The organism is Stenotrophomonas sp. EMP41 (assembly GCF_047495535.1).
Lineage (GTDB): Bacteria > Pseudomonadota > Gammaproteobacteria > Xanthomonadales > Xanthomonadaceae > Stenotrophomonas > Stenotrophomonas sepilia.
The window spans coordinates 12276-24803 of the sequence record NZ_CP179923.1 but is presented as its reverse complement, the minus strand read 5'-3'; the positions used below and the strand labels follow the sequence as shown (position 1 = coordinate 24803).

The following is a 12528-nucleotide window of genomic DNA, read 5'->3' as shown; positions in this document are numbered from 1 at the left end:
TCGTCATGTCTGTTGATCGCATCGCCAACGCGCGTCTCCGTGACCGCGTGGTCTCCGCCGAGGCCGCAGCCGCGCTGATCCAGCCCGGTGAAACCGTGGCCATGAGCGGCTTTACCGGCTCCGGCTATCCCAAGGCCGTTCCCGTCGAACTGGCCCGCCGCATCGAAGCGGTGCACGCCCAGGGCCAGCCCTTCCAGATCAAGCTGATGACCGGCGCCTCCACCGCGCCGGAACTCGATGGCGCGCTGGCCAAGGCCGATGGCATCGCCATGCGCATGCCGTTCCAGAGCGATCCGGACGCGCGCAACCGCATCAACGAGGGCAAGCTGGATTACATCGACATCCACCTCAGCCACGTCGCCCAGCACGTGTGGTTCGGCTTCTATGGCGAGATCGATACCGCCGTCATCGAGGTCTCGGCCATCCGCGAAGATGGTTCGCTGGTGCCCTCCACCTCGGTCGGCAACAACAAGACCTGGCTGGACCTGGCCAAGAAGGTGATCGTCGAGGTCAACGAGTGGCAGCCGGCCGGCGTCGACGGCATGCATGACATCTACTACGGCACCGCGCTGCCGCCGCACCGCAAGCCGATTCCGCTGGTGAACGCCAACGACCGCATCGGCGATACCGCGCTGCGCTGCGACCCGGACAAGATCGTGGCCGTGGTGCGTACCAACGGCCCGGACCGCAACAGCCCGTTCAGCCCGATCGATGCGACCAGCGAACAGATCGCTTCGCACCTGATCGAGTTCCTCAAGCACGAGGTGAAGAAGGGCCGCCTGCCGCCGAACCTGCTGCCGCTGCAGTCGGGCGTGGGCAACATCCCCAACGCCGTGCTGGCCGGCCTGGCCAAGAGCGGTTTCCGCGACCTGGCCGCGTTCACCGAAGTGATCCAGGACGGCATGCTCGACCTGCTGCGCGACGGCGTGCTGAGCTATGCCTCGTGCACCGGCTTCGCGCTGAGCCCGCAGGCCAACGAGACATTCAAGGAGAACATCGATTTCTACCGCGAGCGCATCATCATGCGCACGCAGGAAATCTCCAACCATCCGGAACTGGTGCGCCGCCTGGGCTGCATCGGCATGAACGGCATGATCGAGGTGGACATCTACGGCAACGTCAATTCGACGCACGTGATGGGCACGCGGATCATGAACGGCATTGGCGGTTCGGGTGACTTTGCCCGCAACGGTTTCCTGTCGGCCTTCCTGAGCCCGTCCACTGCCAAGAACGGCACCATCTCGGCGATCGTGCCGATGGCCAGCCATGTCGACCACACCGAGCACGATGTGTCGGTGATCGTCACCGAACAGGGCCTGGCCGATCTGCGCGGCCTGACCCCGCGCAAGCGCGCGCAGGTGCTGATCGACAACTGCGCGCACCCGGACTTCCGCCCGCAGTTGCAGGATTACTTCGACCGTGCCAGCCGCGAGAGCTACGGCAAGCACACCCCGCACCTGCTGCCGGAAGCGTTGTCGTGGCACCAGCGCTGGCTGGATACCGGCACAATGAAGGGCTGAGACCCGCTGCGGACGTCGGGTAGAGCCGGCCGCTGGCCGGCTTCCCCCTACAGCCGGCCAGCGGCCGGCTCTACCTTCACGCGGCGCCCGGCCAGCGGCCGGCTCTACCTTCACGCGGCGCGCCCGACCAGCGGCCGGCTCTAGCTTCACGCGGTGCGCAGGCTCGCCAGCGATTCGGCCTGCAGCCGCTCGTAGATATCGAACTCGTCATTCACCGCCACGCCCAGCGCCTGCTCGAAGGCCTCGCGGTTGGCATGTGCGGCATAGGCACGCTGTTCTTCGCCGCCCAGGTTCGACTGGAAGATGCCCGCGGCACTGACCGGCAGGAAATCCTCGTAGACGATCGGATCGGCCGTGGCCAGGCCGGCGGCCACCAGCACTTCGGCGGGCAGATCGGCCACGCGCTCCGGCGCGGCGCGGCCAGCGTCGGTCAGCTGGTAGCGGTAATACCCCAGGCCTTCCTGGCGCAGGGTGTCATGGTCATCCGGGAAGCTGGCGAACACCGCCTGCAGGCGCTGGCCGTAGTCGCCACCGGTACTGCCTTCGCCGCCGGCATCACGTGCCTGCGACAGCAGCTGGTCGTACAGCGCGCGACCCTTCGGGGTCAGCGCAAGGCCGCGCTGTTCGATCTCGCCGAAGCGCGCGGTGTGGGTGCCGGCATCGCCACCGTCCGCATCCGGGAAATGCACGGCCTCTTCCAGCGCCTTGAAGCTGGTCTGGCGCAGCAGGATCGGGCAGGCGCGGCGCGGCGGGCCTTCGATCACCGCCTTGGCCGCCATGCCGTGCTCGATCATTGCCGCCTGCGCGGCATCGATGTCCAGCGTGCGCGGGGTCAGGTGGTTGATGTGCGGGCCGCGGAAACTGACCACGTCGGCCACCAGCCGGTGCGCGTTGTGCAGCGCGTGGTAGGTCGGCAGGTCGACCGTGGCGTCGCCGTGCCAGCGGAAGGTTTCCAGTGCTTCATCGACGAAGCGCTCGGCATCGGCCTGCGACAGGCCACCGTCGCGTTCGGCCTGGTCGATCAGCGCCAGCGCGCCGTCGGTGAAGATGCGGCGGCGTGCCAGGATCTTCGCCGACTCGGCACGCAGGGCTTCGTCTTCGATCAGCTCCAGGCGCAGCAGCGAGGTGAACACGCGGAACGGATTCTGCGCCAGCGCCGCGCCGGTCAGCGGGCGGAACGCGGTGGAGTGCACCGGCACGCCGGCCACCGACAGGTCGTAGTAGCCGACGGGGTACATGCCCATCACCGCGAACAGGCGGCGCAGCGTGGCCAGCTCCTGCACGGTACCGACGCGGATCGCGCCATGACGCTCTTCATCCAGGCGCGCACGCTCGTCGTTGCGCTGCAGTTGCGCGGCCAGCGCCGGGTCCTGGGCAAGCACCTGCGCGTTGATCCGCTCCACCAGTTCCACCAGCGTGCCGTACAGCGGCACTTCGGTACGGTACATGCGGGACATGGCCTGCGCGAACAGGCGGCGGATCACATCAGGCGAAACGAAAGAGGCGCTCATCAGTCACTCGATTACGGGAACGGGGAACAGCTCGGACCCGTATTGTCGCCGGAGCGCGCGGCGGCGGCGATATGCACAGCAACATAAGGAAATCGGTAGTGCCGCCCGCTGGCCGGCAACCCCGGATGCCTGGAAGGGATGCAATAGCCCGCCAGCGGCCGGCGCTACCGCTTCAACTGGCGCTTCAGCGTGGCATCCAGCGTGATCGGCCGGTCCCAGTGCTGGTAGCTGGCCACGATGGCATGGCGCACAGCCCGGTAGTGCAGATTGTCCGGCTTGGTGGGCATGCGCTTGACCACCGCCTCCCAGCCGCCCTCCGGGTCCTGGCTGAAGGCACGCACGCTGTCGCGGCAGGTCTGGCCACTGGCCTTGGCCCAGAAGCAGGCGAAATAGATGTCTCCGGCCTGCCAGCCGTGGGTGGTGAACAGCGCGCTGATGTAGCCGCGCGGCACGTCGGCATAGCGCGACACTTCGTCGAGGAAGGCGTCGGGGTAGCGTTCGGCGTAATGGTTGATGTCCTGCAGCTGGGCATCGACCCAGCTGTCACCGGTTTCCACCTCGTAGGCCGCCGAACGCTCGGCGGTCTGCTGGGCCAGCACGGTGGCCGGCACCAGCAGCAGGGACAACAACAGCGCGCGCAGTCGGTGGTTCATGCCCCGATTCTGCCGCAGCCGACGGGCCCTGTCAGGCCGCAGCGGCCTTGGCCTCGATCGCCGCCAGTGCGGCCGGCCAGTCGTGGGCGGTATCGGCAGTGACCATCCGCGGTTCGTCGTCGGCCACGCCATGCTGGGTCTCGTGGGCCCAGGTCACTGCGTACGGGGTATGCACGCCCCAGCCACCCAGGGTCACCACCGGCTCGATGTCCGAGCGCAGCGAGTTGCCGACCATCACGAAGCGCTGCATCGGCAGGTCGAATTCGGCCAGCACGCGGGCGTAGGTCTCCGGGTCCTTCTCGGAAACGATCTCGATGCGCGGGAAGAGCTCGGCCAGGTTGGCGACCTTGATCTTCGCTTCCTGGTGGAACAGGTCGCCCTTGGTGATCAGCACCACCGGGTAGTGCTCGGCGATGGCCGCCACGGCTTCGCGCACACCGTCGATCAGCTCGACCGGGTGGCGCAGGGTGTCGTGGCCGATCTCCAGGATGCGCTGGATGTCCTTGGCCTCGATGCGCTGGCCGGTGATGTCGATGGCCGCTTCGATCATCGACAGGGTCATGCTCTTGACGCCGTAGCCGAAGGTGCCCAGGTGGCGCTGCTGCACCTCCAGCAGGTGGCGCGCGGTCTGCGTGTCATGCACGTCGACGTAGCGCGACAGCAGGTCAAGGTAATCCTGCTCGGCCTTGCGGTAGTAGTCCTCGCTCTTCCACAGCGTATCGTCACCGTCAAAACCGACCAGGCCGATGGCGCGCGACGGCGCAGGCGTGGGGGTGTTCATCACACAAGGATACAGGGGCCGTGGTGACGAAAAAAACCCGGGCGGCCGAAGCCGCCCGGGTTCCCATACGCCCCGATGCAGGACTTACCTGCCCTGTGCACCCTGCGCTGCGCCACCGGCGCCAGCCTGCTGGGCGGCCACGTAGGCCTTGTACTCATCGGCGCTCAGCTCGCCGTCCTTGTTGGTATCGGCCTGGTCGAACACCTGGGCCAGGCCTGCGTTCACCTGCGCCTCGGTCTTGCTGATGGTGCCGTTGCCATCGGTATCGATGCTGGCCCAGGTCTGGCCACCGCCGTTGGCCTGGGCCGAGGCCGCTGCGGCCGCATTGGTTGCCTGGTCAGCCGCCTGGCCCGCCTGTGCCGCTGCCTGCTGCGCCTGGGCGGCCTCGTTCTGTGCCTGCGCGGCCTGCTGCTTGGCCGACTGGGCCATCGCCGGAATGGCCAGCACGCTGCCGGCGGCGACGATCAGGGCGATCAGGGGCTTGCGGTTGCGAATAGTCATCAGGGGTGTCTCCTACCGATTGGGTGGTGTTGCGCGGCGTGTTGATTCCGCACGGCACCTACCCTGCCACCGCGTTTCTGAATCGATTTTGCGCCGCGATCGGCGCCCACACGCGCGATTAACCACTGGCCTCCACGCATGCGTTAGCGCGGTGGTTAGGGCGAAGTGAGTGGCTCATAAGATGCGCATTCAGCGCCTCTGCACTTAACCGGCAGGCAACGAAAAACCTGCGTCAGTCGACGGTTTTTTCCGATGACCGCGAACTGAACAACACCCACGCAAGAGCAACACCGGCGAGCGCACCGGCGATTTCCAGCACCACACGGCTGCCAAGTTCGTTCGGATCGTGGATGGTGGCCAGGAAGATGCGCGCGTACAGCGGCGATTCCAGCCGCACGATGCCCATGTAGAACAGCTTCCACGCATCGATGCCGGCGGCGATGATCACGGCGATGACGCAGGACCAGCCGATCGCGTGCCCCATCGACCACCGCAGCAGGCGGCACAGCTGCGACCACAGGAGGTACACGAGCAGGCCGACCAGCAGGGCGATGGCGCCGGCTTCCAGGGTGCCGAGCAGGCCGAAGTGCAGGGGAAGATTCATCGGGTGGGCAAACGTAGGATGGCGGCCAGTGTAAGGGTATCGGCAGGAGGGCGCTCTGCACCTGCGGTAGCGCCGGCCGCTGGCCGGCAACATCAACGAGAGATGGCGCACCAAATCATTGCGAGGGTCGAAGTCAGATCCGTTTTTCTATGGAGAACGGCTCTGACCCCAGTCCATCAAGGGTGCCAGCTACCGCACAGGAACGTCGTAGGCGGTAGCGGGATCCGGTTCCGGTTGGAACGTGTAGTGCCACCACTCCTGCGGATAGTTCACGAAACCACGCCGTGCCATTGCCTGCACCAGTTGCCGCCGGTTCGCCTGCTGCGTCTCACTCAGCCCGCTCGTCTGCGTATGCGCACGTGGCCCGAAGAAGTCGAAGTCAGTACCCATGTCCAAGGGCGTACATGCACCGCTGCGGCAATCCAGCAGGCCCAGATCCACCGTGGCACCGCGGCTGTGGCCGGAGCGCTCGGCGATGTAGCCGTCAGCCAGCAGGCGTGGCTTGTCCAGATCCGGGTACTGCTGCGCCTTGCGCGAGAGCTCGCGCGGATCGTTCACCCAGGCCATGAACGCCTGCACCGAACGCACCGGCCGGTAGCAGTCGTAGAGGCGCAGGCCGAAACCATCGGCGCGCAGGTCCTGTTCCACCTGTGCCAGCGCCTTCGCCACCGGCGCCAGCAGGTAGCACGAAGGCGCCTCGTAGCCGGGCACGCGCGCGCCGGTGAAGTTGTTGGCACCCGCATAGCGGATATCCAGCTCGATGCGCGGCGACAACGTGCGGATCTCCACCAGTCCGGCGCTGGCCGCGTCGGTGGCCGGTGAAACGCGCGGTGGCTCAGCGGCGCGGGTGGTCGCCGCCAGGGCAATCGCCAGTACGAGTGAAATGCAGGTCCTGGAAGTCATAGCTGAAGTCGATGTCCGGATCGATGGCGCGCAGGTCCAGTGTTGGTGTGTGGCCTTCGCCGGGCTGCAGCCACGCCTGCGCGTCTTCGCCCAGCGTATCCCAGCGCAGCAGCCAGCGCCCCTGCAGCTGCCGCACGGCCCCCTGCAGCCGGGGCGACTTGTCCACGCTGAAGCGCAGGCCGTCCTTGCCCGGGCAAAGCGAGGCCGGCCCCAGCCACGGATCGGTGTAGCGGCCCTGCCAGCGCGGCAGATCGGCGTCCGATGTCGGCCGTGCCTCCGACGTCGCCGGCCGCTGATGGCCGCTTGCCGCGCGCGTAGCCTGGTCAGCCTTCAGTTCGGCCAGGTACGCCAGCGCCGGACGCGCCTCATCGGGGGCGGTGAAGCGCTTCAGCGCGGCCTGCATCAATGCGGTGCGCGCATCCTCGCCTTCACCGTTGATCAGCATCACCACGCCCACCTTGCGGTCAGGCAACAGCGCCAGCGACGAGTACATGCCCGACAGGGTGCCGGTGTGCGCCACCTTCCACTGCCCATCCATGTCCGACACCCGCCAGCCATAGCCGTAGCCATAGAAATGCGCTTTGTCCCAACGCCGCTGGCGTTCACCCAGCGCCATCGGCATGTGCAGGGTCCACAGCGTACGGCGCTGCTCAGCGTCCAACCAGCCGGGCGCGAGCGTGGGATCGAGCAGCACCTGCATCCAGCGCGTCATGTCGCGCAGCGAACAGCGGATGCCGCCGGCGGCCATCGAGGGCAGGTCCGGGCTGATCGCTCCATCCGCGTTCACTACCGCGTTGCGATCACCGCGCCAGGCATGCGGCTGCGCCACGTTGCCCACCCGCTTCACCGACCACGCCCCCACCTGGCAGCGGGTCATGCCCAGTGGTTCGAACACCTGCTCGCGCATCAGCTGGTCATACGGCTTGCCACCCGCTGCCGCCGCCACTTCGCCGGCCACCACGTACATCAGGTTGTCGTAGGCGTAGCGGCTGCGGAAACTGCTGACCGGCTTCAGGTGCGCCAGCCCCGCGATGATGTCGGCACGGGTGAACGCGTTCGGCTCCGGCCACAGCATCAGGTCACCGGCGCCCAGGCCGAGGCCGCTGTTGTGGATCAGCAGGTCGCGCACCTGCATCTGCTCGCCCACCCATGCATCGTGCATGCGGAAGCCCGGCAGATGTTGCTGCACCGGATCCTCCCAGCGCAGCATCCCCTGCTGCACCAGCCGCGCCAGCAGGGCGGCGGTCATCGCCTTGCTGTTGGAGGCGATCTTGAACAGCGTGTCCTGGTCGATGCGGCCGCCGTCGCCGCGCGTCCCCTCGGCGTGGCGATAGACCACCTGCCCGTTGTCGACCACCGCCATGGCCAGCCCGGGCAGGTGCTCGTGCTGGACCACGGTGGCGACGTCGGCATCGAGGGAGGCGGTCGCGGTGGTCTGTGCCACCGCAACCGGGAACACCGCCAGCGCCGCCGCGCAGACGCAGTTTCGAGCCTGCCGTGCGGGCTTCAGTAGGCCCATGTCACGGTCAACTGCGCATAGCGCGGTGACTGGAAGCCGGTGCCGTAGCGGTACAGCGGGTTCGGCGTGCCGATGCTGTCCTGCGGCTCGTAGTCCTGGTCCACGGTCACCACGCGCTGCTGGTTGAGCACGTTGTACACCGCCAGCTTCAGGCGCAGATCGGTGGGAATCGGCACCTTGTACGAGACGCTCACGTCCAGGTCATAGGTCCAGGGCGTGCGGCCATCGCCACCGCGGGGCGAATGCACGAACACGCGCTGGGACGGAACCGTCGCCTGGCAATTGGACACGCACACGTAGTAGCTGTGGAAGTCGGTGTCGTCGAACGGATTACCGGCGCCGAAGCGGGTAATCGGGCTGCCCGACTGCACGCCCAGCGTGGCCGCCACACTGAGGTTCTCGGTCAATGCGTAGCTGCCACGGAACTTGAACTGGTGGCGGCGGTCGTTGGCCAGGTAGCCATAGCCACCGTAGTTGACCCAGGGGTTGTCGAAGTTCTCGGTGCGCCCTGCATCGGCGAAGTCGGTATCGGAGTTGACCGGGCCTTCTGCGTTGCCGCGACCGTATGCAAGGGTGTAGGACGCGTTGAAGCCCCACTTGCCGTCCCAGGCGCGGTCGACCTGCAGTTCCAGCGCCTTGTAGTCACGCTTGGGCTTCACCCAGCCGCGCTGGCCGACATAATTGCCGTTGTCGTCATACAGCGCCCAACCTTCCTTCGAGGTGTCGATGCTGATCCAGCCATCGTTGCGGCCGTCGCAGTCGGTGTCACCCCACACGGTGTTGGTGCGCCCCGGGTTGCCCATGATCCACACGCCGTCGATGGCACCACACTGCCCGGTCGCGGTGATGTTCATGTCATCGATGGCATTGTGCAGGCGCCGGTAGGTCACGCTGGCGCCTACCGACCAGGCCTCGTTGATCATCTGTTGGAAGCCCAGGATCGCTTCATCCTGGTAGACCGGGTCCATGTCCCGGTTCACTTCCGCGCGCAGGTCCGGCACGCTGCCGTCGCCCTGCGAGTTGTCCACTGGGCCGATCTGCGCGCCCAGGTTGGGGATGTTGTTGGCTGCGCCGGTGTAGCCGAGGAACTCGTACCAGGTGCGCTCGTCGAGGAAACCACCGGCCTGCTTGATGTTGATGACGTTGGCCACCGGCAGGAAATATCGGCCCAGGTTGCCGAACACCTTGGTCGTGCCATCGCCGCGCACGTCCCAGGAGAAGCCCAGGCGCGGGGCCAGCATGTCGTCGATCTTGATGTAGCTGCTGCCGTCGCCGCCCTTGTTGTCGAAGGCTTCCAGGCGCAGGCCCATGTTCAGCAGCAGATTCGGCGTCACCTGCCAGTTGTCTTCCAGGTAGTAGGCCGAGTTGATCGTCTCGAAGGCCCCTTCCACTTCATAGCGACGGGTGCGCACGACCACGCCACTGGCCGGCACCACGCCACCGTTCAGCGAGCTGCCGGGAGTGCGGTAGTAGATGTCGTAGCGGAATCCACCCGGGCCCGGATAGGCGCGGCTGTAATCGGAGGTGTTTTCTTCCCGATCCAGGCCGAACCGCAGCAGGTGGTCGCCCAACGTCCATTCGAAGTCCGCGCGCGCGGCCTTGCGCGTGTCCAGCGCCGACTCCAGCTGCGAGCTGCTGGTGCAGCTGCGGTCGCCCTGCAGCGACGGCGGCACGCCCTGGCCGGCCGTGCGGTTGTCGAACACGCGGTTGCAGTTCTGGTCCATCAACGAGCTCTGCACACGGTTGCGCTTGTTCTCGCCGTACATCAGCTTCATGGTCAGGTCGTTGTTGACCTGCCAGCTGTAGGTACCGGACCAGTTCTTGCCACCCACCGTGTTGTAGATCTGGTTGCTGCGCTCGCCCACGGTCTGCCCCGTGGCGTAATCGTAGGCGTAGACGTCGGTGAGGGTCTTGCTCTTGTCCGAGAAGCCGAACAGCGACAGCATCTGGGTGTCGGTGATCTGCCAGTCGATCTTGCCGCCCCAGAACGGATCATCGGCCTTGCCCTGGCTCAGGCGCGTGCCGGCGTCATTGGTCGAGGTGGGGCGGTAGTCGCGTGCCTCGTACATGCCGAAGAAGAACAGGCGATCCTGCACCAGCGCACCAGAGGCGAACACATTCAGCGCGCTGCGGCTGTAGTCGTCGCGGCTGGCGGTGATGTAGCGGCTGCCGCTGCCGTCGTAGCGGTCGCGTGCCTGCGACTGCCACGCGCGCGGCTCGAACACCAGTTCGGCACCGGCCTTGAAATCGTTGCTGCCCGAGCGGGTCACCGCATTGATGACGCCGCCGGTGCTGCGCCCGAACTCCACCGAGTAGCCGCCGGTCTTGACCTGGAATTCCTGGTAGAACGAGAACGGCACCGACGAGAAGCCGACCCGGTTGTAGAAGTCGGTGACGTTCAGGCCATTGATGTAGACGGTGTTCTCGGCCACCGACGAACCGCCGAAGGAAATGCCCTGCCCGCCCAGCGACCCCTTGCCCTTCACCGCGCCCGGCGCGAGCAGCGCCACCGCGGTGATGTCACGGTCCACTGGCAGGCGCGACAGTTCCTCGCGGGTGATGTTGGTGGCCGACTCGGTGGACTTCACATCCACCATCGACACCACCTGCGGCGCCCGCACTTCGACGGTGCCCAGGGTACTGACCGCACCCAGCGGCACGTTGACCGTGGTGGCACTGCCGAGGCTGACCGTCACCTGGCCGACGCGGCTGGCCCCTCCGCCGGGCAGGCTCACCTCCATCTCATAGGTGCCGACCGGCAGCAGCGGAATGCGGTAGCTGCCGTTGGCGTCGGCCTGCACGGAGCGCACGAAGCCCGTTGCCGGGTTGCGTACGGTCACCGTGGCACCGGCCGGGACCTGGCCGGCATCGCTGACCAGCCGGCCGACCACTGAACCATCCTGTGCGAATGCGCTGGGCGCGATCACGCCCAGACACGCCCCAAGGGCGACGCACAACGCCGCCCGCTTGATGCTGTAAGCCTTCATCCCCTGCTCTCTCCTGCAAGAATTGAATGGTGTGGAATGCGATGTGTCGCGCTAGCGTTGCCTGGCTGGCAGTACCCGCCACTGGAAGTCGTAGCTCCATTGGTCGAAGTACAGGTTGCCGCCTGCCCACTCGGCCTCGCCACGCTGCGAGTCGACCGTTTCCGAGCGGTAATGCTGTTTGGCCGGCACGAAGGGCTGGCCGAAATCATCGTTGAAGGCGATGCGGTAGCCATCGAGGCCACCCAAATAGAAGTCGCGCAGTGCCGGTACATCGCTGGCCAGTGCGCCAGTGGTCACGTCCATCGGCAGCCAGCCATACGGCGCCAGGTAGACCTGCCCCCAGTCATGCAGGTTGTTGTAGCCGCTGCCGTCGCCGGAGAACACCATGCCCGACTGCCAGCGTGCAGGAATACCGTTCAGGCGCAGCAGCGCGATCAGCAGCAGGGTCTGCTGCCCGCAGTCGGCATGGCCGGCACGCAGTGCGTAGTCGCTGATGTTGCTGAGCGTGGAATATTCGCGCGCACCGGCCCACGGAATGCGGTCGACCGCGGCAAACAGCTTGCGCACCACTTCGTACGGGCGCGTCTCGCCCTGCAGCACCTGGTCGGAGAACAGCTTCAGCGCCGGGGTGAAGCGCACATGCGGCAGCTGCTCGGCCAGGTAGGGCTTCAGGGCCGGATCGGCCGGGGTCGGTTGCACTACGGCCGGGTTGATCGCGGTATGCCGGGCGAAGATCGTGACCGCGTAGCGGATCTCGAAGCGGGTCGGCTGCCCGGCGACCGCGTTGGCTTCGAGGTAGGCGGTGCGTTGCCGGGTATGGGCCGGAGCCACGCGCGCCTTGCCCGGGCTGCTGCCCAGCCACTGCACCTGCTCCTGCTGGCCGGGGATCTCGCGCGGGTACGGAATCCACGCGCGGATCGTTTCACCGGCGGGCACCACATCGGCTTTCACCGTGAGCGACTGGGTGAATTCATAGCGCAGCGGCAGTACCGACGCCTGGCCACTCTGTTCGGACGCGGCAACCACGCCTGCGTGGTGGGCGTTGAGCACTTCGTTGGGGCCCGGAGGCGGCATCGGTGCATCCGCGCGGCGGCGCGCGCGTGCTTCGTCGCTGAGCAGGAACAGGTTCGACGGTGCGCGCTTGAAGTACCAACGCTTGCCATCGATATCGAGATGCTCGATCAGGCCGAGTTGGTCCCAGCGCGCGAATTCCTCGTCGGTCAGATCGGGAATGCCGCGCCGTACGGCGCCCTTGGCGGCGTTTTCGTCGAGGGCGAAATCCAGGCGGATGCGGCGCATGCGCTCGCGCTGGAACGCCTCGTCTGTGGCGGCGGGTGTAGTGGCCAGCTGCGCATCGGCGTCGCGGAAACGGCCGCTGTCGACCAGGTCGATCACCTGCACTCCCCGCGCGCGCTGCTGGCTGCTGCGCTCGCCTGCTGCGTGCGTGGCCGACACCCACAGCAGCAACACGGCACCCAGGCCGGCGGCGGCAGTCAGACGCGGTTTGCGAACGGCAGGATCCACAGCGACACTTCCCCAGCGCGGGTGG

General features: G+C 66.8%; 10 protein-coding genes. 1 reads left to right on the top strand and 9 read right to left on the bottom strand.

Translation table 11 applies throughout. The annotated features are described in order from the left end of the window. Window positions 1-5: 5 nt before the first annotated feature. Window positions 6-1520 carry an acetyl-CoA hydrolase/transferase family protein gene (locus ACMGRF_RS00105; protein ID WP_049412239.1) on the top strand — a complete coding sequence of 505 codons (1515 nt, stop codon included), beginning with the start codon at window positions 6-8 and terminating at the stop codon, window positions 1518-1520. 146 nt (window positions 1521-1666) lie between these two features. Here the strand turns inward: ACMGRF_RS00105 and ACMGRF_RS00100 are convergent, their stop codons facing one another. The 9 genes from ACMGRF_RS00100 to ACMGRF_RS00060 form a co-directional block, all read right to left on the bottom strand. Further along, window positions 1667-3031 (bottom strand): VOC family protein, encoded by a 1365-nt coding sequence (locus ACMGRF_RS00100; RefSeq protein ID WP_414485518.1) that lies wholly within the window; start codon window positions 3029-3031, stop codon window positions 1667-1669. Window positions 3032-3195: 164 nt separating this feature from the next. Then, window positions 3196-3684 (bottom strand): hypothetical protein, encoded by a 489-nt coding sequence (locus tag ACMGRF_RS00095; protein WP_049413264.1) that lies wholly within the window; start codon window positions 3682-3684, stop codon window positions 3196-3198. Between the two features lie 31 nt (window positions 3685-3715). After that, window positions 3716-4465, bottom strand: coding sequence for an HAD family hydrolase (locus ACMGRF_RS00090; protein ID WP_049413265.1), 750 nt, complete (start codon window positions 4463-4465; stop codon window positions 3716-3718). A gap of 84 nt (window positions 4466-4549) precedes the next feature. Further along, complete coding sequence (locus ACMGRF_RS00085; protein WP_019662197.1) at window positions 4550-4966, bottom strand: EF-hand domain-containing protein; 417 nt, start codon at window positions 4964-4966, stop codon at window positions 4550-4552. A gap of 232 nt (window positions 4967-5198) precedes the next feature. Beyond that, the gene (locus tag ACMGRF_RS00080; protein ID WP_049413267.1) at window positions 5199-5570 is read right to left on the bottom strand and encodes a hypothetical protein; all 372 of its coding nucleotides are present in this window, start codon (window positions 5568-5570) and stop codon (window positions 5199-5201) included. 189 nt (window positions 5571-5759) lie between these two features. Then, on the bottom strand, window positions 5760-6473 hold the full coding sequence (locus tag ACMGRF_RS00075) for a M15 family metallopeptidase (RefSeq protein ID WP_263467955.1): 714 nt from the start codon (window positions 6471-6473) through the stop codon (window positions 5760-5762). Further along, a complete protein-coding gene (locus tag ACMGRF_RS00070) occupies window positions 6406-7992 on the bottom strand; it encodes a serine hydrolase domain-containing protein (protein WP_414485517.1) in 1587 nt (528 codons plus the stop codon). Before ACMGRF_RS00070 ends, ACMGRF_RS00075 begins: the two co-directional genes overlap by 68 nt. Then, window positions 7980-10979 (bottom strand): TonB-dependent receptor, encoded by a 3000-nt coding sequence (locus tag ACMGRF_RS00065; protein ID WP_414485516.1) that lies wholly within the window; start codon window positions 10977-10979, stop codon window positions 7980-7982. The genes ACMGRF_RS00070 and ACMGRF_RS00065 overlap by 13 nt, the downstream gene beginning before the upstream one ends. A 51-nt stretch (window positions 10980-11030) precedes the next feature. Further along, complete coding sequence (locus ACMGRF_RS00060; RefSeq protein ID WP_414485515.1) at window positions 11031-12503, bottom strand: transglutaminase-like domain-containing protein; 1473 nt, start codon at window positions 12501-12503, stop codon at window positions 11031-11033. Window positions 12504-12528: the final 25 nt, after the last annotated feature.

Excerpts from the sequence above, each read along its gene's own strand:
- ACMGRF_RS00105 (WP_049412239.1), top strand. The coding sequence starts at position 6 with ATGTCTGTTGATCGCATCGCCAACGCGCGTCTCCGTGACCGCGTGGTC.
- ACMGRF_RS00100 (WP_414485518.1), bottom strand. The coding sequence starts at position 3,031 with ATGAGCGCCTCTTTCGTTTCGCCTGATGTGATCCGCCGCCTGTTCGCG.
- ACMGRF_RS00095 (WP_049413264.1), bottom strand. The coding sequence starts at position 3,684 with ATGAACCACCGACTGCGCGCGCTGTTGTTGTCCCTGCTGCTGGTGCCG.
- ACMGRF_RS00090 (WP_049413265.1), bottom strand. The coding sequence starts at position 4,465 with ATGAACACCCCCACGCCTGCGCCGTCGCGCGCCATCGGCCTGGTCGGT.
- ACMGRF_RS00085 (WP_019662197.1), bottom strand. The coding sequence starts at position 4,966 with ATGACTATTCGCAACCGCAAGCCCCTGATCGCCCTGATCGTCGCCGCC.
- ACMGRF_RS00080 (WP_049413267.1), bottom strand. The coding sequence starts at position 5,570 with ATGAATCTTCCCCTGCACTTCGGCCTGCTCGGCACCCTGGAAGCCGGC.
- ACMGRF_RS00075 (WP_263467955.1), bottom strand. The coding sequence starts at position 6,473 with ATGACTTCCAGGACCTGCATTTCACTCGTACTGGCGATTGCCCTGGCG.
- ACMGRF_RS00070 (WP_414485517.1), bottom strand. The coding sequence starts at position 7,992 with ATGGGCCTACTGAAGCCCGCACGGCAGGCTCGAAACTGCGTCTGCGCG.
- ACMGRF_RS00065 (WP_414485516.1), bottom strand. The coding sequence starts at position 10,979 with ATGAAGGCTTACAGCATCAAGCGGGCGGCGTTGTGCGTCGCCCTTGGG.